This window comes from Thioclava sp. NG1 (genome assembly GCF_003122275.1).
GTDB lineage: Bacteria > Pseudomonadota > Alphaproteobacteria > Rhodobacterales > Rhodobacteraceae > Thioclava > Thioclava nitratireducens.
In genome coordinates, this window is sequence record NZ_QFBB01000001.1 from 19,190 (window position 1) to 43,197 (window position 24,008).

Sequence of the window (24,008 nt, forward strand, 5' to 3'; positions counted from 1 at the left end):
CCTGCAACCGCCCTTAGCGCCGCAAGGCGCCAAGGGAAAGCGCGCGATTGTCACCGATACGGCAGAGACCGCCTCAAGCGGACAATTCGCGCGCGGTGATCTGGTAGGTGAAGTCCTTGGCGTCGAGATAGTCGCGGCGTTTGCCGTCGATCTCGGCCTGCGGATACATCAGATAGGGCAGCTCCGGCCCGTCCGAACCCGGCAGATCCACGTCATGCGCGTAGTTATAGGCGACCCAGTTGCCTTCCCACGCGCCGAAGAGCTTCGCACGCACATCGACCACTTTGGGGTCCTTGAGGCCCAGATGCCCCTCGCCTTCCTGCAGCATCACCTTGCGCACATCGGCGGCATCGGCAGGCACCCAGCCGAAGCCGCTCAGCCAAACCTCCGAGCGGCAATGCTGCGCGCCGGTGGCGTCGTCGGTTTTCAGACCGAGGCTCTTGTAGCCGAAACGCGAGGGCGCGACGCGGATGCCATAGACATCGCGCGCAGGGATCCCGGCGGCGCGCGCCAGACCCACGAAGAGCGCGTTGAGGTCGGCGCATTTGCCCGACAGATCGCCCGAGGTCAGCATGAAGGCGATATCGCCCAACCCGCAGCCCGGCGTCTTCGGGTTGCGCACGGTGTTCTCGACGATCCACTCGTAGATCGCGCGGGCTTTCTCCAGATCGCCGGTCTTTCCACGGGTGATCGAGTCGGCGGTCTGCTTCACGATCCCGTCGGTCGGCAGCAGCTTGGTCGCGGCGGTGAAACGCGCACGCTCGACCTCGTCCAGCGGCTCGACATCGCCCGGTTTGCTCAGATCGACCACGAAGTCCTGCGTCTGGGCCTGCGCGGTCACGGTCAGCTTGCGCGGGCCCTCGGAAGCGCCCCAGACCGCGTGCACCATCGGAGTGCCGCTATCGGGCGCGTTCACGATCTGCACCTCGTCCGCATCGCTTTCCCAGTTCACCGCGCCGGGCTTCATCCAGCCGTCACCATGCACGGAGGGTACCGGCACCCAGAGCTGCGCCGTCTCGCCGCCGCCGGGCAGGCTGACTTTGGTGACCAGCTCGAAGTTGCGCCAGCCCGTGGGCTTGGGATCGAACGCCGCCATCGCGCCGCGCGGGCTGGCCGCCAGCGCCACCGAAGCCGCGCCGAGTTGCAGAAGACGCCGTCTGTTCAAAGCCATGTCACCACTCCGCTGAATTCTGGCCGCGTTCTACGCCCGCGTCCCTGCAAGAACAAGGCATCCGTGCGCTCAGCCGAAACGGCCAGTGATGTAATCCGACGTGCGCTCGACCCGCGGGCGGGTGAAAATCTGAGCGGTCTCGCCCTCTTCGATCAGTTCGCCCAGATACATGAAGGCGGTACGATCGCTGACGCGGCTCGCCTGCTGCATGTTGTGGGTCACGATGGCGATGGTGAACTGCTCCTTGAGCTGGTGGATAGTCTCCTCCAGCTTGCCGGTCGAGATCGGGTCGAGCGCGGAAGCCGGTTCGTCGAGCAGGATCACCTCCGGTTCCACCGCGATGGTACGCGCGACGCACAGGCGCTGCTGCTGACCACCCGAGAGCGACTGGCCCGAGCTTTGCAGCTTGTCTTTCACCTCGTCCCAGAGCGCCGCGCCTTTCAGCGCCGCCTGCACCCGGTCGTCGATCTCGGATTTCGCGTAATTCGCGAGGCGTAGACCGAAAGCGATATTCTCGTGGATCGTCATCGGGAAGGGCGTGGGTTTCTGGAAAACCATGCCCACCTTCGCGCGCAGCCGGTTCAGATCGACCTTCTTACCAAGGATATTCTCGCCATCGAGCAGCACTTCCCCCGTCGCGGTCTGCTTCGGATAGAGGTCATACATCCGGTTGAGCACGCGCAGGAGCGTGGACTTGCCGCAACCCGACGGGCCGATGAAGGCGGTCACGCGGTTCTCGGGCAGGTCCAGATTGATCGATTTCAGGGCTTTGAAATCACCGTAGAAGAAATCGAGATTCTTGATCGAGATGCGCGGTTTCGGCGCGGGATCGACCCCGTCGAAGGTCATCGGCGAGCGTTCGCGGGTGAGGGTATCCATCAGTGTTTCTCCTTCTTGGAGGTGACGAGGCGGGCGACAATCGACAGCGCCAGCACCGCGACGGTGATGAGAAGCGCGCCTGCCCAGGCAAGGGCCTGCCAGTTATCGTAGGGCGAGAGCGCGAATTGGAAGATGGTGATCGGTAGCGAGGCCATCGGCTGCGTCAGATCGAGGCTGAAGAAATTGTTGCTGAGCGCCGTGAACAGAAGCGGCGCAGTCTCGCCCGAAATCCGGGCGATGGCCAGCAGCACGCCGGTCACGATCCCCGCCATCGCCGCCTTGTAAGCGACCGTGCGGATCACGATCCAGCGCGGCCAGCCCATCGCAAGCCCCGCTTCGCGCAGCTGATCGGGCACGAGGCGCAGCATGTCCTCTGTGGTGCGCACGACGATCGGGATCACGAGGATCGCCAGCGCGACCGAGCCCGCAAGCGCGGAGAAATGCCCGAGGCTGACGACGAGCACCTGATAGACGAAGAGGCCGACGATGATCGACGGCGCCGACAGCAGGATGTCGTTCACGAAACGGATCACTTTGGACAGCTTCGCATAGCGCCCGTATTCCGCCATGTAGGTCCCGGCGAGGATGCCAATCGGCGTCCCGATCGCCACCGCGATCACCGACATGATCACCGAGCCGAGGATCGCGTTGCGCAAGCCGCCCGGCTCCATCGGCGAGGGCGTGTCTTGCGTGAAGACGGCTAGGTTCAGCGCGCTCGCTCCCTTGTAGAGCAGGTAGAGCAGGATCACGGCCAGCACGAAGAGGCCGAGCGCCGCCGCCCCCGTGGACAGCGTCATCATCACCGCGTTGACGGTCTTTCTGCGGGTCATCGAAGCCATGCGTTACGCTCCCGACTTTTGCTTCATTCGCTTGAGCATCCACTGGGCAGCGGCGAGCACGATGAAGGTGAGGATGAACAGAACGAGGCCCAGCGCGATAAGCGACGAGGTGTAGATCGGCGTCGTGGCCTCGGTGAATTCGTTGGCGATAGCCGCCGAGATCGTCGTGCCCGGCGCGAGGATCGAGCCCGAGATGCGATGCGCGTTGCCGATCACGAAGGTCACGGCCATCGTCTCGCCCAGCGCGCGGCCGAGCGACAGCATGATACCGCCCACCAGCGCGGTGCGCACATGCGGGATCACGATGTGGCGGTTCACCTCCCAACGGGTCATGCCCATGCCATAGGCGCTTTCACGCAGCATCGGCGGCACCGTCTGGAAGATGTCGCGCGCGAGCGAGGCGATGAAGGGCAGGATCATCATCGCGAGGATCAGCCCCGCCGTCAGCATCCCGATCCCGTAGGGCGGGCCCGCGAAGAGAGAGCCGATCACCGGGATATTGCCGAGCGTGTCGATCAGGAAGGGCTGGATATAGCTCTGCATGAAGGGCGCGAAGACGAAGAGGCCCCAGATGCCGTAAATGATAGAGGGGATGCCCGCGAGCAGCTCGATCGCGATCCCCAACGGGCGACGCAACATGCGCGGGCAGGTCTCCGTCAGGAAGATCGCGATGCCAAGCCCGACCGGCACCGCTATGACCATCGCGATGATCGAGGTGACGACCGTGCCGTAGAGCGGTGCCAGCGCGCCGAACTTTTCGGTCACCGGGTTCCATTTCTCGGTCCACAGGAACGGCAGCCCGTATTCCTTGAGTGCCGGCCACGCCCCCATGATGAGCGAGACGAACACGCCCAGAAGGACCAGCAGCACCACCACCGCGGCGGCCAGCGTCAAGGTTCCGAAAATCCGATCGGACTGGGCTACCGGGCGCGCGCTCTTCACGCCTCTGTCGTAATCGCTTGTCGCCGTCATCGCGCACTCCACTCAAAATCGCAGAAAGGGAGGGCCGCAGTCACGGCCCTCCCCCGAAGGTGTTTATGAAGGAAGGATCAGTTGTTCATGGCCCAGACGGGGTTGCCGTCCTTGCCCTTGATCTGGCCCCATTCCTTCTTGATCTGGGCCACGACATTGTCGGGCATCGGGATGTAGTCCAGCTTGGCCGCGGCGTCGTCGCCGTTGGCGTAGGCCCAGTCGAAGAACTTCAGCGCCTCTTTCGACGCTGCGCCGTCCTTGGCATCCTTGTGCATCAGGATGAAGGTCGCCGCGGTCATCGGCCAGGTCTTGTCGCCCGGCTGGTTCGCGAGGATCACGCCGAAGCCCGGCTGGCTCGACCAGTCGGCATTGGCCGCGGCAGCGGCGAAGGCTTCGGCCTTCGGCGCGACTTTCTTGCCTGCTTTGTTGATCATGTCCGTGTAGGTCATGTTGTTCTGCAGCGCGTAGGCATATTCGACATAGCCGATCGAGTTCTTCGTCTGATCGACATTCGCGGCCACGCCCTGGTTACCCTTGGCGCCAAGACCCACCGGCCATTCGACCGAGGTCGAGACGCCGATATCGTTCTTCCAGGTCTCGTCGACCGAGGCGAGGTAATAGGTGTAGTTGAAGGTGGTGCCCGAACCGTCCGAACGGTGGACAACGGCGATCGCCGCGTCGGGGAGCTTCACGCCGTCATTGAGCTTCGCGATGGCCGGATCGTTCCACTTGGTGATCTTGCCTTCGTAGATTTTCGCCAGCGTTTCGCCGTCGAGAACCAGCTCGCCCGGCTTGATGCCTTCGACGTTCACGACCGGAACGATGCCGCCCATGACGGTCGGGAACTGAACCAGCGTGTTCTTCTCCAGCTCGTCGCCGCCCAGCGGCTTGTCCGAGGCGCCGAAGGTCACGGTGCGGGACTCGATCTGCTTGATGCCACCGCCCGAGCCGATGGCCTGGTAGTTGAGACCGGTGCCGGTCTTCTCTTTGTAGGTTTTCGCCCAGTCCGAGTAGATCGGGTAGGGGAAGGTCGCGCCGGCGCCGGAGATATCGGCGGCCTGCACGGCGGCGGCCGAAGCCAGCGTCGCACCGGCGATCGCGGCGGAGAGGGTGAGGCGGGTGATGAACATTGAACAGTCCTCGCTGTCAGAATTCGGATACTGTGAACGCGGTAACGAAACTCGTCCCGTCCGCTGGGGGGACTAATGACGGGGCTTCTTGACAGCTATGTAACAGTCGCGACTGCGTGAAAGGCCGTGATATTCGGACGTTTTCGCGGACTTCGGGATCACGAGGCGCGGCGCACGGACGCCCCGAAAATGACGACCTGCAAGACGCTTTCGCGCGCCGCTGGCGATCACGACAAAATCGCAAGGTCGCGAGGCACGCGCGTTTTGGGCCACCCCTCGTGTAAATTACTCCGAGAAAATGACAGGTGGCAGGCGTTTTTTGTGACGGTTTCTCTCTCAAGCAGCGTCCGTGAGGGCCGGATTGTTCATCCCCAGCGACCCCGAGTCGCGGCGCCACAGCCCTGCGGCGACCGGCTGACTCGCCATGCCCGGCCTCCGCAGGCCAACTACGCGACCTGCCGGGCCGCCGGGCCGCTCACAAGATCACGCACGGCTCGGGAATGCCCACGAACGGCGCGCGCAGAAGATAGGTCAACCCTTGCGCCGCATCCGGGTCGGTCATGCCCTCCAGCGCGCTCGTAACCAGCAGGTCGCGCATATCCGCGCCGCCGAAGGCCGGACAGGTGCTGTTCTTCCCGGGCAGATCGAGATGGTGGGTCATACGACCTTCCGCATCGAAGCGGGCCACGCGCCCGGAACTCCACAGCGCGCACCAGAGGCCACCCTCGGCATCGACCACAGCGCCGTCGGGATAGAGGCCCTCGGCCGAGAGGTCGAGAAAAGGTCTCCGCTCCCCCTCGGGCCAGCCATCCGCATCCAGCGGCTGACGCCAGACCTTGTGGCTGGGCGTATCTGCGAAATAGGCAGTCCGCCCATCCGGCGTGAAGCAGATCGCGTTGGGGATCGAAATCTCCGTGACCAGACGACGTAGCTCGCCGCGGTAATAGCGGTAGATCGCACCGCGCCGTCGCTCGGCCTTTTTGCCCATCGTGCCGAACCAGAAGCCGCCCTGCCGATCCGCGCGCCCGTCATTCGAGCGGGTGCCGGGATCGTCGCCTTCCACCTCGATGAGCGGCTCGAGCGTCCCCTCGGCAATGTTGAACAGAGACAGCCCGCTCTCGGTCGCGAGGATCATCCGCTCGCGGTCCACCCAGCCCGCCGCCGAGGCCATGCCCTCGAACTGCCATTCGCTCGGACCGTTGGCATCGCGCGTCAGCAGCCGGCGGTTCAGGATGTCGAACCAGAAGAACTGGCTACGCTCGGGATGCCAGAACGGCCCCTCGCCCAGTTCGCAAACCCTGTCATCAAACACGCTCATCTATTTCCTCCCGCAATTTGCGGAACCCTCTCACTCCTGCAAGTCCTCGGGCAAGAGGGTCCAGGACTTGTTCCGGCAATCGACCCTCCGCAAGGCGCGACGGGTCTCCAGGCTGCGCTAGGCTCACCCGGTCAGCCGCGTCGCCCGCAGATCGCCCGCCTGTTCGAGGATCGGATAGGCGACATAGGTCATGTCCGTGTTGATCTGCTTCAGCGCGCGCACGGTTTCCTGATGGATATTCGTGGTCTCGATGGAGGCGCTGTTATTCGCACGCAGCCGGGCGAGGTGTGCGGCCTGCAATTCGGCCTCGGCGGCGCGGGTGCGGTCTTTCTCCTCCACGAGCTGTCGCGCGTCGTCGATCTCGCCCGACATCAGGACGTTCAGCGCAACCCGCGCATTCGACGCGACTCGGTCGTGGAAATCGGTCAGCTCACGCAGCCCCTCTTCGGAGAAGGTCAGGCCGCGTTCGTGGATACGCTGCGCGAGATCCACGAGATTGGTCGAGATCTGGTCGCCCGCATCCTCGAGATGGTTCGCGACCATCGCGATCTCCATCGCGCGCCGGGATTGCTCGGTGCTCAGCCGTGTCTCGTTGAGCCGCGCGACATAGAGCTTGATCTCGTAATGCATCCGGTCGACTTCGTTCTCGGTGCGCTTGATGCGGGCGGCGATTTCCGGATCCCAATGTACGAAGAGCCCCAAGGCGGGTTGCAGCATCTCGAAGACGGATTCGCCCATGCGCAACAGCTCGCGTGCCGCATTGCCGAGCGCATGCCCCGGATCGCCGAGCCCCTTTTGATCGAGGGCGCTGATCCGAGTGGGCGACATCTCCTTGCGGTCCGCCACGACCGCTCCGGCAAGGCGCAGCACCGACGGGATCAGCGGAAGCGAGAGGATTGCGACGCCGAGGTTGAAGACGAGGTGCAGATTGATCACCCGCCGCGCCATCGTGCCACCCAAGAAGTCGAGCGCTTGCGGATAGAAAATCAGGCCGAGCAGCACAAGCATGGCCCCGCCCCCGCGCAGGACGAAATTCGACACCATGATCCGGCGCGGGATCGGATCGGCCGAGAGGGTCAGCATCACCGGGATGATCGCCCCGCCGAGATTGGCGCCGAGCACCATCGCCGCAGCGCCCGGCCCCGGCAGCAGGCCTTGCCCGGCGAAGGTCACGAACATCAGCACCGCCGCAATCGAGGAATGCATCGCCCAGGTCAGCAGGGCTCCGAGGACGAAGGCCGAGACCAGATCGCTGCCCAACCGCGTCAGCACCGCATTGACGAGCGCGCTTTCGCGCAGGGGCGCCGTCGCCTCGCCGATCAGACCGAGCGAGAGCAGCACCAGCGCCAGCCCCACGAAGATACGCCCCGCCTGCCGCGGCCGCCGGGCTTTCGACTTGAGAAACAGCGTCACCCCGATCACCAGCAGCGCGGGCACCAGCACATGGATCGGCGAGAGCAGGATCTGGGCCACGATCGACGAGCCCAGATCGGCGCCCAGCACGAGCGCCACGCCAGAGATCGCCGCCAATGTTCCGCTCGCGGCAAAACCTGCAGTCAGGATCGCGACGGCGGTCGAACTTTGCAGCAGCATCGCCGCCCCCGTCCCCGCCGCCATCGCGCTGATCCGCGTCCCGGCCGTACGGCGCAGGAACTGTCGCAGCGACGCCATGAAAGCGCGCTCGACCCCGGTGCGGATCAGCCGAACCGCCCAGAGAAGCAGCGCCACCGCGCCCGCCAGATCGATCAGGAAATAGATCATGCGCTCTCCCAAATCCCGCACGCCGCCCGGGTTACCTCCGACGGCGCGCGGACCTTTTCAGGATAAACTGCATCAAAATGTGGTATTAGCAACATTTTTCTTGAAATTACGAGGCATAGCCCACATCAATTTTTAGGAACGCGGTGAAAGGATCACCTTTCGGGAGAGGCAATGGACGCGAGCGCGAAACAAGAGGGAACGCGGCTCCGCAAACGCGACCGGCGGGAACAGATCCTGTTCGAGTTGAAGCTGCGCCCGCACTTGCGCATCTCGGAACTCGCGGCACGGTTCGGGGTCTCGACAGAGACGATCCGGCGAGATTTCGATGCGCTCGAAGAAAAGGGGCTGATCGACCGCGCGCATGGCGGCGCGTCGCGGCCCCATCCTGGCCACTATCCCACGCTGGACGAACGCGAACGCGACCAGTTTCAGGAGCGCGAGCGGATCGGCCGCATGGCCGCCGCGCAGGTCGCCGCTGGCGAGACGCTGATGATCGACTCCGGCTCGACCACGCAGCAGATGGCCAGATTTCTCGCCATGGCAGGAACGCCCTGTCGTGTGATCACCAATTCCCTGCCCATCGCCATGCTTCTCGGTGGTAGCGAGGGGGCGGACGTGATCCTCGCGCCGGGGAATTACCTGCCCACGGAGTCGGCGGTCGTGGGCGAAGAGACGCTCGATTTCCTGTCACGCCATCACGTCGACCGGGCGGTGATCGGCGCCACGGCGCTTTCGCTCGAGGGCGTGTCCGAGTCCATTCCGGGCTTCGCTGCGGTCAAACGCGCGATGCTCGCACAGGCGCAGGCGGGGATGCTGCTGATCCTCGGCTCGAAATTCGGCATTCATGGTTTCACGCGCGCCGCGACGCTCGGGGCGCTGGCCTCGGTGGTGGTGGACCGCGCACCGCCCGCCGATCTGGAAGAGGCACTGCGAAAGAACGGCGTGGACGTGCTGCTCGCGCAGTGACGGCAAGGTCACAGGGGCGCCCGAACCGGCTGGTGATCGCGACCGCAGTGGTGATAAGCGCATGGCCATCGACGAAAGTGCTTAGGGACGACCTTCTGATGACAATGACAGCGCAGGAAGCGCTTGTGGCCTATGAGCGCGCGCGCCACAGACTGCCCTCCCCCGGGCTGACCAAGACGAGCCGGATGGCCCGCGACCTCTCGGAGCTTGCCGATCTGTTCGACGTCTTTCTGCTCGATGCGTTCGGCGTGCTCAATATCGGCGAGACCGCCATCGAGGGCACGCCCGAGCGCGTCGCGACGCTGCAAGCGGCGGGCAAGCGGGTAATGGTCGTGTCGAACGCGGCGGGCTTCCCGCACGACACCCTGATGCAAAAATACACAAGGCTCGGCTACAGCTTCGCGCCCGAGGATGTCGTCACCAGCCGTGCCGCCCTCGTCTCCGCCCTGCGCACCGCCCCTCCCCGCGCCTGGGGTCTGATGGCGAGCCGCGCGGCCGGGATCGGCGAGTTGGACGCGTTCGATGTCACATGGCTCGCCGAAGACCGTGCCGCCTACGACGCGGTCGAGGGCTTCCTTCTGATCGGCGCGGCGGAATGGACCGAGGAGCGGCACGCCCTGCTCGAAGCCTCTCTGCGCGACAACCCGCGCCCGGTCTGGGTCGGCAATCCCGACATCGTCGCCCCGCGCGAGATCGGTTTCACGCAGGAACCGGGGCACTTTGCCCACCGGCTCGCCGATGCGACGGGCATCGCGCCGGAGTTCTTCGGCAAGCCCTTCACCAATATCTACGATCTCGCCTTCGCGCGTCTCGGCCCGGTCGACCCCGCGCGCGTGCTGATGGTCGGCGACAGCCTGCACACCGACATTCTCGGCGCGCAGGCCGCCGGTATTCGCTCTGCCCTGATCGCGGGATACGGGTTCTTCGGCGGCGAGGACGCGCAAGCGGCAATCGCGATCTGCGGCATCTGTCCGGACTTCGTGCTGCAACGCCCGTGAGCCTGCGGCGACCAGTATAGTTCGACGCCCTCAGCGCGAGACTTGAGCCGTGCGCCCCGTCCTTGCTGCCATGCGGCATGCGGCGTCACGCCGTCTCGTCGACAACGCGTGGCCGGGCAATGCCCTCGGGCACGCCTTACGCCGCCGGGCTAAAGGGTATACTTCATATGCATCTTTTAGTATCTGTTGCCGGAAAAGCATGGAGACCAGACCTGTCATGGACTCACCAGAGAGCATCCAACAGCATTTGGCCGCTATCGTGGAAAGCTCGGAAGATGCGATCGTCACCAAGGACCTCAACAGCATCATCCTGAGCTGGAACCGCGGCGCGGAGAACCTGTTTGGCTACACTGCGGAAGAAGCCATTGGCCGGCCGATCACAATCATCTTTCCCGACGACCGGATGGACGAGGAGGTCGACTTCATCGCCCGCCTGCGGCGCGGCGAGCGGATCGCGAATTACGAAACGGTCCGTCAACGCAAAGATGGAAGCCCTGTCCCGGTGTCGCTGACCGTCTCGCCCGTGCGCGATGCCGAGGGACATGTCGTCGGCGCATCTAAGATCGCGCGCGACATCACCTTGCAGCATCAACTGGCAGAGCAGCAGCGGCTGCTCCTGTCAGAGATGCGCCACAGGGTCGGGAACGCCTTCGCCGTCGCGGCCTCCCTGATTGCCGTGGCCGCGCGACAGGCGGAAAGCGTCGAGCAGCTCAGTTCCGAAATGCGCTGCCGTCTCCACGCCATCGCGTCGCTCAACTCGATGACGGTGAACGACCCATCCGGCGACGAAGCGGAAGGCATGCCGCTCTCCTATCTCGTGAGCACCATCCTGAAACCTTTCAGCGAAGGGGCGACGGTCCAGACCTCGCTTCCCGATATTCAGGTGCGACCCGCCGCGATCACGCCACTGACGCTCGTTCTGTTCGAACTCGCGACGAACTCGGTGAAGTACGGTGGCCTTTCGCGGGACGGCCACGGCCTCGAGATAAACGCCGAGATAGAAGACGGGCGCTTCGGGCTCACGTGGAAAGAACCCGGCGTCACCGAAGCGGGGTCGGGCAAGGTCGAAAGCAAGGGGTTTGGCACGTCCCTGTGCCGGCTCACCGTATCAACCTCGCTCGGAGGTAGCTTCTCGCGCGAATTCACGCCAGAGGGTCTGGTCGCGACCTTGGACCTCGATCTGGCCGCCGTATCGGAAATGTCGTGAGAGCGACCGGCATCGAGATGCCTGCGACCTGAAGGTCTGGCCTGCCGATTTGCTTCCAGGCCGGAGTAAGGGCTACGTATACCCCAAAGATGGCGGCAAAATCACGAGGCTCGGCAATGACGCGGGACGACAGCGCATCCAAACCGGCAGAGCTTCGGCACCGGATCATGGCCGGCTTCATCGGCAACGTGGTCGAATGGTATGACTTCGCGCTCTATGGCTATCTGGCGGGCGTCATCGCCCCGGTCTTCTTCCCCTCGAACGACCCGACTGCGGGCCTGATTGCAACCTACGGGATTTTCGCGGCCGGGTTCCTGATGCGTCCGCTAGGCGCGGCGGTGTTCGGGTGGTTCGGCGACCGCTACGGGCGCGCCCGCACGATGCAGATCTCGGTCGTGATGATGGCGATGCCGACGCTGTTGCTGGGCATATTACCAACCTATGCGCAGGTCGGCGTGCTGGCGCCGGCACTTCTGGTTCTGGTGCGGCTGCTGCAGGGCCTTTCGGTCGGTGGGGAGTTCTCGTCCTCGGCGACTTATCTTGTCGAAACCGCGCCCCTGAAGAAACGCGGCCTGACGGGGAGCTGGGCCAATATCGGCTCCATGTCGGGATCACTTCTCGGGGTCGGGGCGGCGGCGCTGGTGACGAACCTGTTCGACGCGCAGACGCTCGCCGATTGGGCGTGGCGCCTGCCCTTCCTTGGGGGCGCACTCCTCGGGACGGTGGCGATCCTGATCCGCCGCAACCTGCACATGTCCGAGCATTTCCGGCAGCATCAGGAGGGGCGCGACGAGACGTCTCCCCTTCTCGAAGCCTTCACGACGAACCGTAAAGAGACGCTTCTGGCGGTGGCCTTCGCGGCCAGTTACGGCACCTGCTACTACATCGCCTTTGTCTATCTTCCGGAATGGCTGTCCGGCCAGGGCTTGATGGCGCGAGACACGGCGCTTCTGATCAACACCGCGATGACGGTCCTCGTGATCCCCGCGATGCCACTGGCGGCGATCGTGGGCGACCGGTGGCTGCCGCGCAGGGTCTGGATCGCTCTGGCGATCGGGTCGTTGGCGCTGGCCGCGTGGCCCTTGCACGAATGGATGCTCACGTCAGGCGGCGCGATTCTGCCCGTGGTGGTGGCGCATGCGGTGAGCTTCCTGCTCTTGGCCGTACCGCTGGGATCGGGGCCCGCCCTGTTCGCGGAGATGTTCCCCGAGCGGGACCGGCTCTCGGGCTATTCCGTGGCCTTCAACATCGGCCTCGGCATCTTCGGAGGTCTCACCCCGATGATCGCAACGAGCCTCATCGCCGCGACGGGCCTCGTCACCGCCCCCGCGCTCTACATGCTCGTGGCGGGCTTGATCGCTGTGGTCGCACTCCTCTTCACCCCGGATCGCAGCCGCGCGCCCTTGCGCTGAACGGATCGCCTGGCGAAACCCGATTGAAAGCTGGACCGATCGCCGGGATGCGCTATCACGGTATCGGCGCGATCCTCTGCGGACTGACGCGCGATCGACCGTGAACCGTGCAGAAGGAACGCAGACCGGATGGAACAGCGCGGAACCGACCGTCTCAAACTCGCTCTTCTCGCGCTCGCCGCAGCGGCCCTGATCATGGGGCTCGCCTTCTGGTTCGCGGGCGCCGAGGCCATGGCAAAAGCGAGCTGGGTCGTCGGCGTCGTGCCCACCCTCGCCGCGCTGGTTTACGAAATCTCGCGCAGCCTGAGGCGCGGCGAAGTCGGTCTGGATATCGTGGCCGCGCTCTCGATGACCGCCGCGCTTGTCTTTGACGAAACACTCGCGGCGGCAGTCGTGGCGGTGATGTATTCCGGCGGCACGTTCCTCGAAAGCTTCGCCGAAGGCCGCGCCCGGCGGGAGATGCACGACCTGCTTTCCCGCGTCCCTCGGACCGCGACGCGTCACCGCGACGGCGAGCTGGAAGATATCTCCCTCGACGAGATCGCCCCCGGGGACCGCCTGCTGATCCATCAGGGCAACGTGGTGCCCGTGGACGGGACCTTGGCGTCCGAGACGGCTTTTCTGGACACATCGGCGCTCACCGGGGAGTCCTTGCCAGTGCGTCTTGCGCACGGGGGCGACATCATGAGCGGCTCGACCAACGCGGGCGAAGCCTTCGACCTTATCGCGGTGCGGCCCGCGAAGGACAGCACCTATGCCGGGATCGTGCGGCTGGTCGAGGAAGCGCAGGCCTCGAAGGCGCCGATGTCGCGGCTGGCGGATCGCTGGTCTCTGGGCTTTCTCGTGGTCACCGTCGCCATCGCCTTCGCCGCGTGGTGGTTCACCGGAGACCCGATCCGGGCCGTTGCCGTTCTGGTGGTCGCGACGCCCTGCCCGCTCATCCTCGCCGTGCCGGTCGCGCTGGTCGCGGGCCTCTCGCGCGCGGCGCATTACGGCGTGCTCATCAAGGGTGCGGGCCCGCTTGAGACGATGGCGCGTATCCGCACGCTGATCCTCGACAAGACCGGGACCCTGACCGACGGCCGCCCGCAGATCGTGTCCATCGACAGCCATGACGGGATGGAGGAAGACGAGATCCTGCGCCTCGCCGCCGCGCTCGATCAGGCGTCGAAACACCCCGTAGCACAGGCGATCGTCGCTGAAGCGAAAGAGCGCGGCTTCACCCTGCCCGTCCCGTCGGATGTCGCTGAAATCGCGGGCGAGGGAGTCGTCGGCCATGTCGAGGGGCGCAAGGTCTTCGTCGGCGGTGACGATTTCGTAGCGGCGCGGGTAGGGCGCAAACCGGGCGGTCACCCAGCGATGGCCGCCGGGGCGGTTCTCGTCGCCGTCGCAGTGGATGGCCGGATGGCCGGGCATCTGGTGATGGCCGATCCGCTGCGCGAAGGTGCGGGCGCGATGCTCGACGGGCTGCGTCAGGAGGGGATCGCCCGCATCCTGCTCGCGACCGGCGACCGGACGGACGTCGCCGAGCGTGTGACCGAGGGCCTCGGCCTCGACGGGTTGCGCGCGGGCCTCACACCGGACCAGAAAGTTCTCCTCGTGCTCTCCGAGCGCAAGAACGGGCCGGTCATGATGGTGGGCGACGGCGTGAACGACGCGCCCGCCCTCGCCGCGGCAGATGTCGGCGTCGCCATGGGCGCACGCGGGGCCGCCGCCTCGGCCGAAGCGGCGGATGTGGTGCTTCTCGTCGACCGGATCGATCAACTGCGCGCGGGCATCGAAATCGCCGCGTCCTCGCGGCGGATTGCCTTCGAGAGCGTCGCCGCCGGGATCGGGCTCTCCGTGCTCGGTATGATCGCGGCCGCCTACGGCTACCTCACCCCGGTCGAGGGGGCGATTTTGCAGGAGGTGATCGACGTCGCCGTCATCCTCAACGCCTTGCGCGCCCTCCGGATCAGGCCCGAGTGAGACCGCATCGCAATCGCGCGCCCTCACCCGGCCCTGCGCCGAACGATGCTATCGCAGGTAGACCTGGTTGCCGCTGCGCACGACGCTCACCCTGTCGCCGACGCGGAACTGGTTCGACATCTGGATCACGGTGATCGAGCCGCCATTGTCGAGCCGCACGGTCCACGCATAGGAGGTGTAGGTGCCGCCCTGGCTGGCGATGTTGCTGCCGACGATCGTGCCCGCGATCGCGCCGACGCCGGTCATCACGTCCTTGCCTTTCCCTGAGCCGAGCTGATGGCCAATCACGGCACCGACGAGACCGCCTGTGACCGCGCCGACGATCTGGTCGCCGTCACTGGTCCGGCGCATCGTGACCGGCTGCATCGCGACGATGCGGCCGTATTCCACACTCTCGTAATTGTAGGTGGTGCGCGTGCCGGGGGCCGGGCCGTTATAGGGCCCGGTCGCATAGGGACCGGGCGTCGGATTGCACGCAGCGACGCTCAGCGCCGCCGGCAGGACAAGAAGAAAGAAACGCATTTGAACCTCCATGGTAGCTCCGCCGCATGTCGTCGACATTGGGGCGTAGGAAGAGCTTGCCGCGACTCAGAGAGCGTTTCCTTGTTTTCGGACAATACGCGCGAAGAAGTCGCAGGCGGAGGCTGCATGGAGGGGAGAAAGTTTCTTGGCGATCCCTCGAGGACTCGAACCCCGAACCTGCTGATTAGAAGTCAGCTGCTCTATCCAGTTGAGCTAAGGGACCGCGTGGCCCCTAAATGCGCGATCGGGGCGCGCGGCGCAAGTTCAGATCGCGCGCATCAGGAAGACGGAATTCGGATCGGGCTGGTAGCCGACATAGGGCCCGCATTCCGTAAAGCCCGCGCGCAGGTAAAGCTGGCGCGCCGGAGCGAAGGAGTCCTGCGATCCGGTCTCGAGATAGAGGCGCGCCATGCCCTCGGCGCGGGCGGCTTCGACCAACTGCTCGAGCATCCGCTGCGCCAGCCCCTGCCCGCGCATTTCGGAAAGGATGTGCATCGACTTGATCTCGCCCTCATCGGGCGCGATGCGCTTCAGCGCCCCCATGCCGACCGGGCGTCCCGCCTGCCGCATAACGAAAAACGAGATGCCGGGAGCGGCGAGCGCATCGGGCGGCAGCATGTGGATCGACTCCGGCGGCGTATCGGCGTGCATCGCCGCCGCGTGGCGGGCGTGAAGCTCTGCGAGATCGCCCTCCAGCGGGGTCTCGCGCGCGATTTCGATCGTGTCTTGCATTGGGCGTCCTCATTCGTGTCGGCGGCAGATTAGGCATGGCGCGCGCCGGCCTCCAGCGCGAAAACGCATCAGTTGCGAATGACTTTGCAGAAGCCGCCCCCACCGCGGATTTTCTCGCAGGTCGCCAGCGCCTCCTTGCGCGAACCCGCCGGGACCTGCGCGGTGTATTGCGCGCGTCGTCCGAAGCCCGGCATGACCGCACGTACGAAGCGCAGCTTGGCGTCGCCGATAACCCCGGAGTGGCGCGCGGCAGCCTTTTTCCCGAAAGTCTCGGCCGATCTCTGGGTGCGCCCGGCGGCCACGATGACGCCCCAGGGCGGGACCGGATCGCGGAAGTCGCGGATCGCCTGACCCTCCGCCAATGTGGTGCAGGCGACGAGGAAAGGCGTATCGCCATCGAGCCTGTAATCCACCCTATCTGGCGGCGTGTCGCGCCAGTCTTCTGCCGAGTGCCCGGTGATCGCGCGGACATAGGCCCGGGTTTCGCCCGCGAGGCCGCCGGTCTTCGCAATGAAGCCCGCCGCGCGATCCTCGCCGCCGTTATAGCCGATCGCTGCGAGGCCGGGATTGCCGAAGCGTCTGGCCATCTCGCCGAGGTAACGCGCCGAGGCCTCGATCGCTTCCGCCGGGTTGAACGGGTCGGCAAGCGCGCGCAGCCGCGCCGTGCCCGGCATGAATTGCGCGATACCCTGCGCGCCCGCCGGGCTGATCGCCGCCGGATCGAACCGGCTTTCGCGCCACAAAAGCCGCGCAAAATAGCCCGGATCGAGCCCAGCCTCGTCGGCCGCGCTTTGAATGAGCCCGCAGGTGTCGGCGAAATAATCCGTCAGTCCGATACATCGCCGCCCGTCCGCGGTGCAGCGCAGATCGGGCGCGGGCGGACCGATTATCGCCCGCGCCGGTTGCGCGTTCGGCGTCCCCGCGAGGGCACAGAGGATCAGGGCGGAAAGGACGGCTCGCATTGCGGAAAATTACCGGGATTCCCGGCGTGGGGCCAGCGCGAGTTCAAGGACGAAGTCACCAGACATCGTGCGGCTGCATGGACGAATGGGCTGGCTTCAAGCAGCGGTCGCTCAGCCCCAGTCGCGCAGCCCTAGTCGCGCAGCACCCCGGCGGCGGTCAGCGCGTGGCGGTCAGGCCGCCAGATATCGGTATGCGGTGTCGCGAAGACCCGCGCGGCGAAGCGCGCCGTCACGCCACGCTCGCGCAGGAAAGCGCGGTCGATCTCCTCCTCTTTTCCGATGTCGATCGGCAACGGGTAAGCTTCCAGGCTGTAGCCGTGAAAACCCAGCTCCCCTTCGGGGCCAAGATCGCGATGCGCGCCTGCCATGAAAATCAGCGTGCAGGCCGAGTAGCATCGCTTCGTCACCCGCGTCTTCAGCCCCCGCCTCATCACGCGCTGCGCCAGCGCGCGCGCGGCAAAAACGTGCCCACCGGCGCTGTCGAGATCGATCGCCGAGACGCCCTGCGTCGGGGTCGCCTCGAACCGAGCCAGAAGATCGTAGCTGATATCGCCGGTGAGATAGGCGATTCCGTTTCGCACCTCCAGCGGCATCGGCCCGGCATGGGCGATCGGCGCCAAGGCCATCGTTTGCCGCGCCGATTGGTCGAGCGCATGCGTCGCGCTCGCCACCGCGACGGCCCCGATCGCCACACGCGCGGCGAACAGCACATCGCCCCGTGCCCGCGCATCGACCCAATGCGAGACGCTGCGCCACGCCCCCACCACCTGCCATACCGCCAGCGCGATGTCCGCGAGGATGAGCATTGAGAAGAGTGGCATTGGCACCGGCGGCGACACGACCTGCCAAAGCCGAGCCACGGCGAACCGCCCGCCGATCAGCACGACTATAAGCGCGATCCACGGCGGGTACGCGCCGCGCCAATATGCGCCGATGCCCCAGAGCGGGGCTGGTTGCGATGTCCGGGTGGCTCGGGTCATTCACGCCATCCTTTCGAGCACTATCAAGTGTCAGTGTAGCACGACCGAGCCGAAAACCGGGAATCCGCCTTGCCGACCGGGCTGCGAGGCAGACCTAAGGTGGACCTTCTGCGACGACGGGAGCCTCTGTTATACTTATCGGATCGGGAGGTTTCTTCGCATGATCACGCTGACGATCAATGGGCGACATATCGACGTCGAGGACGGCACCAGCTTGCTGGAGGCGGCGAAGACAGCCGGCATCCACATCCCGACCTTGTGCCATTATCCCGGCCTGCCCGCCCATGCCGTGTGCCGCATGTGCCTCGTGGAGATCGAGGGCACGCAGAACCCGCAACCGGCCTGTCGCACTCTGGCGAAGGATGGGGACGTGGTGACGACGGACAGCGAAGCGCTGACTGCCTTTCGGAAAGCCGATGCGGAATGGCTGCTCGCGCGGCATCCGAACGACTGCATGCGCTGCGAAGTGAACGGGGCGTGCCAGCTCCAGCGTCTCGTCCATGAGAACCAGTGGGAAGAGCGTTGGCCGAAGACGCCGGCCGGGGCCGTCACCGCGTCGGAAGAACTCTCCTGCGATCACACCTCCCCCAGCATCTGGCGGGACTTGTCGAAGTGTATCGAATGCGGGCTTTGCGCGGAGGTCTGCGGCGACAGCGTGCAGAACCAGAACGTGATCGGCTTCGCCAATCGGGGCTTCGACCGGCGCCCCGTCACCGTTTTCGACGTGCCGCTGTCGCAGACCAACTGCATTTCCTGCGGCCAGTGCACACTTGTCTGCCCGGTTGGCGCGCTGATCGAGGCCCCGCATTGGCACGAGGTGCTGCGCACGCTCGATGCCCATCGGCGGGTCTCCGTGGTTCAGGTCGCCCCGGCGACCCGCATCGCCATCAGCGAGGAATTCGGGCTGGAGTCGGGAACTGTCAGCACGGGGCGCCTGATCAATGCGCTGCGGCTTTTGGGTTTCGATTATGTGTTCGACACGAATTTCGCCGCCGATCTCACGATCATGGAGGAAGGCACTGAACTGCTGTCGCGCCTCGAGGCGGGCACGGATTTGCCGCTGTTCACCTCCTGCTGTCCGGGCTGGGTGAACTGGGTCGAGTTGAACCGCCCCGATCTTCTGCCCCATCTGAGCACGACCAAATCGCCACAGCAGATGCATGGCGCGATCGCCAAACGGGGCCGCTTCGTGCGGTCTCTGGGCCCTGATTTCGCAGACGGCAAGGCCGAACCCTACGTGGTGAGCGTGATGCCCTGCACCGCCAAGAAGGACGAGGCTCAGCGGCCCGGCGTCTCGGGCGACGTGGATCATGTGCTCACCACCCGAGAGCTGGCGCGGATGATCCGGTCGCGCGGGATCCCGTTCGGGGCGCTCTCCGAGGACGGGCAATTCGACAGCCCGCTGGGCGAGAGCACCGGGGCCGCCCAGATATTCGGCGCCTCGGGCGGCGTCATGGAGGCGATGGTCCGCACGGCTGCGCATTTCAAAGGGGTCGAGCACGATCTGCCACTGGAATGGGAGGCACTGCGCGGTGTGCGCGAGGGCGTGAAGACCGCGACCATTCCCGGCGTCGGCACGGTGGCCGTGTGCAACGGGATCGCGTCCGCCCAGCGCATGCTGGAGGATGAGACGTGGCGCGAGGACTATGTCGCGATCGAGGTCATGGCCTGCGTCGGTGGCTGCCTCGGCGGCGGCGGCGAGCCGAAATCCATGGACCCGCAAATTCTGCAAAAACGCGCCAAGGCGATCTACAGCGTCGATGCAAAGGCACCGCGCCGCCGTTCCTATGAGAATGCGGATGTGCAGGCGCTCTATGCCTCGGAACTGGGCGCGCCGAACTCCCCGACCGCGCACCATCTGCTCCACACCCATTACGCAGCCAGAGATTCCAAGCGTTCACTGCTGATGCGCTTTCTCGATTGCGTGGATCGGCGCGACGGTGCGGCGGCTGCAAAGCTGTTTCATCCCGACGGGGTCTGGTCGACCGCCTCTCCCTTCGGCGTGCTGACCGGCGCGGACGAGATCGCGGGGCTCATCGACGCGAAGCTTCCGCCGAACTTGCGCGGCGCGAAATATGCGCGCCACCAGATGGAGCGCTCCTCGGATATCGACGATCTCACGGTCCTCGCCCCCGACGGAAGCCGCAGCCGCTTCGATCTGGAGCTGAGCACCGTGGAGGAGGACGGATATTCGCAGATGGCGATCAAGACCCTCACGCGCACGGTCCTTTGATGCGGTGATGTGCAAGCATTGCCCGCAGCGGCCGAAGACAGATCGCGAATTGATCAATTCGCCGACCCCACGCGCGTTTCTTCTTCCCTTCTTGTTCTAGAGCAAAGCCATAGCGGGCGACGGGGTTCATCCTTTGCGACGTATCACACCTGCCCTCCCCTGCGGGACGAGAAACCGGAACGGATTCATCATGCCGAGTCAGAGCCGCGACGAAATCGAACACGTATTGTCCAGCGCGAAAAGCCGCCGACCTTGGCGGCTCTGGGCCCTCGGCGCGGGGGCCCTCGTGATCGCGGTCGGCGCTTGGGTCTGGTTGGCGCCGTCCCGCGACAGCACCGGCACGAGCTACATCACGCAAGCCGTCACCCGGGGCGATTTGACCGTCACGGTCACCGCGACCGGCACGGTGCAGCCCACGACGGAAGTCGAGGTCTCCTCGGAGCTGTCGGGTACGCTGGCAAGCATCGACGTCGACTATAACGACGAGGTCAAAGTGGGTCAGGTCCTCGCGCGGCTCGACGATACGAAATTCAAGGCGCAGGTCGCCAATGCCGAGGCCGCGCTTGCGGCCGCCAAGGCGCAGCTCGCACAGGCCGAAGCCACCCAGAAGGAAGCGACGGCACTCTACGAGACACAGGCGGAACTGGACCGGCGCGGCGTCTCGACCCATAGCACCTTCGTCACCTATATCGCGCAGCGCGATCGCGCGGTGGCGGCCGTTCAGGCCGCGAAAGCGTCGCTGACTTTGGCCGAGGCGAACCTTGCTTTGGAGAAGGACGATCTGGAGAAATCGGTCATCCGGTCCCCGATCAACGGCGTCGTTCTGGACCGCAATGTCTCGGCCGGTCAGATCGTGGCCGCCTCGCTATCCGCGCCCACCTTGTTCACGCTCGCCGAGGACCTGCGCCGCATGCAGTTACTCGTCGATATCGACGAGGCGGATATCGGTCAGGTCGCGGTCGGCAATGAAGCGACATTCACCGTCGACGCCTATTCCGGTCGCTCTTTCCCGGCGACGATCACGCAGGTGCGCTACGCCCCCGAGACCACCGACGATGTCGTGACCTACAAGGGTGTGCTGGCGGTCGACAATGCCGACCTGCTGTTGCGCCCCGGCATGACCGCGACGGCGACGATCACCGTGGACGAGGCCAAAGACGCGCTCCTGATCCCGAATGCGGCGCTGCGCTATGCGCCCCCGCAAGAGGTCGAAGACGCAGGCAATGGCGCGAGCGGGCTCATCGGCCTCGTGATACCGAGCCGACCGGGTTCGGAGAGCGGTACCGCGAGCGGGAAATCCGTCTGGGTTCTTCGCGAGGGCACCCCTGTCGAGGTTGCGGTCACGCCGGGGGCGACGAATGGCAAGTTCACGATCGTCACCGAAGGCGACCTGATCGTCGGCGATCAGGTCATCACCGATCAGCGGGACACGTCGCGATGAGTGAGCCGCTCCTCGAACTGCGCGGAATCGAGCGCCACTACGGCCACGGGGAGACCCTCGTGCGTGCCCTCGACGGCGTGGATCTTCGCGTCGAACCGGGGGAATTCCTTGCGATCATGGGCCCCTCGGGGTCGGGAAAGTCGACCGCAATGAATATCATCGGCTGCCTCGACCGGCCGACCGCGGGGAATTACCTGTTCAACGGCGTCGAGGTCGCGACCCTGAACCGCGATCAACGGGCCCTGCTGCGCAGGCATTACCTCGGCTTCGTCTTTCAGGGCTACAACCTTCTGCCGCGCACCACCGCGCTGGAGAACGTCGAGCTTCCGCTGATCTACAAAGGGATGCGGAAGGCCGAACGCGTGGCGCGCGCCCAGCTGGCTCTGGCACGCGTCGGGCTTGAGGGGCGCGAGGATCACACGCCGTCGCAGCTCTCGGGTGGTCAGCAGCAACGGGTCGCGATCGCGCGGGCGCTTGCGGGAGAGCCGATGGTTATGCTCGCCGACGAGCCCACGGGCAATCTCGACACCAAACGCAGCGTCGAGATCATGGACCTGATGCAGGATCTCAACCGCGAGTCCGGCCTGACCATCGTCATGGTCACGCATGAGGAGGATATGGCCGCCTACGCTTCGCGCCTCGTCGTCTTCACCGACGGCCGGGTCGTGCGTGACGAGAAGATGCGCGAGGGGGCCCTGTAATGCTCTGGGAAACCATCCGGCTCGCACTCACCGCGATCATCCGAAACGCGCTTCGCTCCTTTCTCACCGTGCTGGGCGTCGTGATCGGGGTGGCTGCCGTCATCGCGATGATGACCGTCGGGCAAGGCTCCTCGGAACAGGTCTCGGCGAATGTCGCCGCGCTCGGCACGAATGTTCTCGTCCTGCGATCCGGTGCGCGGATGATGGGGCCCGGATCGCGCGAGGCTGCCCCGCCCTTCAAGCTGTCGGACGCCGAGGCGCTGAAAGACCTGAGCAGCCTCTCCGCCGTCGCGCCGGTCGTTTCGACCGCGGCCACGGCCGTGTTCGGCAATAACAACCGCATGACGTCGATCACCGGGACGACCTCCGCCTATCTCGATATCGGTGGCTGGTCCCTCGCACTCGGGCGCAGCTTCACCCCGGCCGAGGATCGCAGCGGCGCCAATCTTTGCATCATCGGCGAGACCGTGCGGACGACCCTGTTCGGCGCGACCGATCCGACCGGCGAGAAGGTCCGCATCAAGGCGATTTCCTGCGAGGTGATCGGCTTGCTGAAGGCGAAAGGCGCAGGCTCGTTCGGGCAGGATCAGGACGATCTCGTCATCATGCCCATACGAACGGTGCAAAGACGGCTGATGGGCAGTCAGGACGTTTCTACGATCTCGGTTCAGGTCGCGCCGAACGTGTCGACGGCCCGGGCGACCTCCGACATTGAGACCCTGATGCGCGAGCGGCGTCGCATCGCCATCGGCGAAGAGGACGATTTCTCGGTCTTCGACATGGCCGAGCTGAGTTCGATGCTCAATTCGGTCAACTCGGTGCTCACCGGCCTGCTCTCCTCCGTCGCGGCGGTCAGCCTGCTGGTGGGCGGCATCGGCATCATGAACATCATGCTCGTCTCGGTGACCGAGCGCACCCGCGAGATCGGCATCCGCCTCTCGGTCGGAGCGCAGGCGCATCAGGTGCTGATGCAGTTTCTGGTCGAGGCCGTGGTGCTCTCGGTTCTGGGCGGGATCATCGGCATCCTCTTCGGCCTCGGCCTCGCCTATGTCGCGTCGCGGATCATGGCGATCCCCTTCTCGCCACGCCCGGATATCATTCTTCTCGCCTTCGGCTTCTCGGCGGTAGTGGGAATGGTCTTCGGCTACTTCCCGGCGCGACGCGCGGCACGGCTCGACCCGATCGATGCGCTTCATTACCAGTAGAGGCGGTGGCCGGGTGGCCCCTGAAACGCAAAACGGCGCTGCCACCGCAACGCCGTTCTCGTCATTCGTTGGTGATGACCTGGCCCCTCAATGCGTCCAGTTCGCGCGGCGGTCGGTGGCGAAGTTCTCGCCGTAGCCGCGAGCGCGGACATTCGGGGCGCGCTTATGCGGCTCGGTCACGACGTAATCGATGCCCTTTTCCTTGGCATAGGCTTCCGCCGCTTCGCGTGTCTCGAAGCGCAGCCGTACCTGCGCCTGCGTGTCGTTCGAGCTGGTCCAGCCCATCAGCGGGTCGATTTCGCGAGCGTCGGCAGCGACGTAGTCGAGATACCAGAACCGCGTCTTCGCGTTGCCCGATTGCATGGCGTTGCGGGCGGGTTGGTAGATGCGCGCGCGCATGGGCAAACTCCTCTGCGATACCTCTGGCTTTTCTTAGTGCATCTGCAACAAATCGCAAGCCCCGGAGCGCAATGGCAACGGAAGCGCAGCGATTATGCAGGGTGCAGCGGGAAGGAAGGAAGACCGTCCGCCACTGTTGCCCGGGCATCCGCTTTGCACAAATAAAGTAGCGGACCTGCGAACCGACCGGAGGGCAAGCTCAGAGTGACGCG

21 protein-coding genes and 1 tRNA gene are annotated in these 24,008 nt (G+C 65.3%); 9 read left to right on the top strand and 13 right to left on the bottom strand.

Annotated elements, in window-relative coordinates:
- Positions 1 to 73: 73 nt before the first annotated feature.
- From DEM26_RS00095 to DEM26_RS00125, 7 genes are all read right to left on the bottom strand, one after another.
- Entirely contained in the window at positions 74 to 1,171 is a 1,098-nt protein-coding gene (locus DEM26_RS00095; protein WP_109171433.1) for a transglutaminase domain-containing protein, read from the bottom strand.
- A 69-nt stretch (positions 1,172 to 1,240) separates the two neighbouring features.
- The gene (pstB, locus tag DEM26_RS00100; protein WP_075776999.1) at positions 1,241 to 2,020 is read right to left on the bottom strand and encodes a phosphate ABC transporter ATP-binding protein PstB; all 780 of its coding nucleotides are present in this window, start codon (positions 2,018 to 2,020) and stop codon (positions 1,241 to 1,243) included.
- 29 nt (positions 2,021 to 2,049) lie between these two features.
- Positions 2,050 to 2,889 carry a phosphate ABC transporter permease PstA gene (gene pstA, locus DEM26_RS00105; protein WP_075776978.1) on the bottom strand — a complete coding sequence of 280 codons (840 nt, stop codon included), beginning with the start codon at positions 2,887 to 2,889 and terminating at the stop codon, positions 2,050 to 2,052.
- A 3-nt stretch (positions 2,890 to 2,892) separates the two neighbouring features.
- Complete coding sequence (pstC, locus tag DEM26_RS00110; RefSeq protein WP_109171434.1) at positions 2,893 to 3,861, bottom strand: phosphate ABC transporter permease subunit PstC; 969 nt, start codon at positions 3,859 to 3,861, stop codon at positions 2,893 to 2,895.
- A gap of 77 nt (positions 3,862 to 3,938) precedes the next feature.
- The gene (gene pstS / locus DEM26_RS00115) at positions 3,939 to 4,991 is read right to left on the bottom strand and encodes a phosphate ABC transporter substrate-binding protein PstS (protein WP_088720071.1); all 1,053 of its coding nucleotides are present in this window, start codon (positions 4,989 to 4,991) and stop codon (positions 3,939 to 3,941) included.
- A gap of 475 nt (positions 4,992 to 5,466) precedes the next feature.
- Positions 5,467 to 6,309 (bottom strand): SMP-30/gluconolactonase/LRE family protein, encoded by an 843-nt coding sequence (locus tag DEM26_RS00120; protein ID WP_109171435.1) that lies wholly within the window; start codon positions 6,307 to 6,309, stop codon positions 5,467 to 5,469.
- Between the two features lie 123 nt (positions 6,310 to 6,432).
- Positions 6,433 to 8,070, bottom strand: a complete 1,638-nt coding sequence (locus tag DEM26_RS00125; protein ID WP_088720069.1) for a Na/Pi cotransporter family protein — start codon at positions 8,068 to 8,070, stop codon at positions 6,433 to 6,435.
- Positions 8,071 to 8,241: 171 nt separating this feature from the next.
- Between DEM26_RS00125 and DEM26_RS00130 the strand changes: the two genes are divergently transcribed.
- The 5 genes from DEM26_RS00130 (at position 8,242) to DEM26_RS00150 (ending at position 14,621) form a co-directional block, all read left to right on the top strand.
- Complete coding sequence (locus tag DEM26_RS00130) at positions 8,242 to 9,036, top strand: DeoR/GlpR family DNA-binding transcription regulator (protein WP_109171436.1); 795 nt, start codon at positions 8,242 to 8,244, stop codon at positions 9,034 to 9,036.
- Between the two features lie 98 nt (positions 9,037 to 9,134).
- Entirely contained in the window at positions 9,135 to 10,034 is a 900-nt protein-coding gene (locus DEM26_RS00135) for an HAD-IIA family hydrolase (RefSeq protein WP_369907696.1), read from the top strand.
- Between the two features lie 49 nt (positions 10,035 to 10,083).
- Positions 10,084 to 11,241 (top strand): PAS domain S-box protein, encoded by a 1,158-nt coding sequence (locus tag DEM26_RS00140; RefSeq protein ID WP_146194417.1) that lies wholly within the window; start codon positions 10,084 to 10,086, stop codon positions 11,239 to 11,241.
- Between the two features lie 116 nt (positions 11,242 to 11,357).
- Positions 11,358 to 12,653 (top strand): MFS transporter, encoded by a 1,296-nt coding sequence (locus DEM26_RS00145; protein ID WP_199224608.1) that lies wholly within the window; start codon positions 11,358 to 11,360, stop codon positions 12,651 to 12,653.
- Between the two features lie 129 nt (positions 12,654 to 12,782).
- The gene (locus DEM26_RS00150) at positions 12,783 to 14,621 is read left to right on the top strand and encodes a heavy metal translocating P-type ATPase (RefSeq protein ID WP_109171439.1); all 1,839 of its coding nucleotides are present in this window, start codon (positions 12,783 to 12,785) and stop codon (positions 14,619 to 14,621) included.
- A 48-nt stretch (positions 14,622 to 14,669) separates the two neighbouring features.
- Here the strand turns inward: DEM26_RS00150 and DEM26_RS00155 are convergent, their stop codons facing one another.
- The 5 genes from DEM26_RS00155 to DEM26_RS00175 form a co-directional block, all read right to left on the bottom strand.
- Positions 14,670 to 15,143 carry a glycine zipper 2TM domain-containing protein gene (locus DEM26_RS00155; RefSeq protein WP_075776987.1) on the bottom strand — a complete coding sequence of 158 codons (474 nt, stop codon included), beginning with the start codon at positions 15,141 to 15,143 and terminating at the stop codon, positions 14,670 to 14,672.
- Between the two features lie 146 nt (positions 15,144 to 15,289).
- Positions 15,290 to 15,366: transfer RNA gene (locus DEM26_RS00160), tRNA-Arg, on the bottom strand.
- 41 nt (positions 15,367 to 15,407) lie between these two features.
- Entirely contained in the window at positions 15,408 to 15,875 is a 468-nt protein-coding gene (locus DEM26_RS00165) for a GNAT family N-acetyltransferase (RefSeq protein WP_109171440.1), read from the bottom strand.
- A 68-nt stretch (positions 15,876 to 15,943) separates the two neighbouring features.
- Entirely contained in the window at positions 15,944 to 16,837 is an 894-nt protein-coding gene (locus DEM26_RS00170; RefSeq protein WP_109171441.1) for a lytic transglycosylase domain-containing protein, read from the bottom strand.
- Between the two features lie 131 nt (positions 16,838 to 16,968).
- Entirely contained in the window at positions 16,969 to 17,817 is an 849-nt protein-coding gene (locus tag DEM26_RS00175; protein ID WP_109171442.1) for a hypothetical protein, read from the bottom strand.
- A gap of 160 nt (positions 17,818 to 17,977) precedes the next feature.
- On the opposite strand from DEM26_RS00175, the gene DEM26_RS00180 reads away from it, so the two are divergent.
- The 4 genes from DEM26_RS00180 (at position 17,978) to DEM26_RS00195 (ending at position 23,397) form a co-directional block, all read left to right on the top strand.
- Positions 17,978 to 20,050 (top strand): [FeFe] hydrogenase, group A, encoded by a 2,073-nt coding sequence (locus tag DEM26_RS00180; RefSeq protein WP_109171443.1) that lies wholly within the window; start codon positions 17,978 to 17,980, stop codon positions 20,048 to 20,050.
- Between the two features lie 190 nt (positions 20,051 to 20,240).
- Positions 20,241 to 21,491 carry an efflux RND transporter periplasmic adaptor subunit gene (locus DEM26_RS00185; RefSeq protein WP_109171444.1) on the top strand — a complete coding sequence of 417 codons (1,251 nt, stop codon included), beginning with the start codon at positions 20,241 to 20,243 and terminating at the stop codon, positions 21,489 to 21,491.
- Positions 21,488 to 22,192, top strand: coding sequence for an ABC transporter ATP-binding protein (locus DEM26_RS00190; protein WP_088720062.1), 705 nt, complete (start codon positions 21,488 to 21,490; stop codon positions 22,190 to 22,192). Before DEM26_RS00185 ends, DEM26_RS00190 begins: the two co-directional genes overlap by 4 nt.
- Positions 22,192 to 23,397: an ABC transporter permease gene (locus DEM26_RS00195; protein ID WP_109171445.1), complete on the top strand. Its 1,206-nt coding sequence runs from the start codon at positions 22,192 to 22,194 to the stop codon at positions 23,395 to 23,397. Before DEM26_RS00190 ends, DEM26_RS00195 begins: the two co-directional genes overlap by 1 nt.
- An 87-nt stretch (positions 23,398 to 23,484) precedes the next feature.
- Here DEM26_RS00195 and DEM26_RS00200 read toward each other — a convergent pair whose 3' ends face one another.
- Positions 23,485 to 23,796 carry an ETC complex I subunit gene (locus tag DEM26_RS00200; protein WP_075774291.1) on the bottom strand — a complete coding sequence of 104 codons (312 nt, stop codon included), beginning with the start codon at positions 23,794 to 23,796 and terminating at the stop codon, positions 23,485 to 23,487.
- Between the last annotated feature and the right edge of the window lie 212 nt (positions 23,797 to 24,008).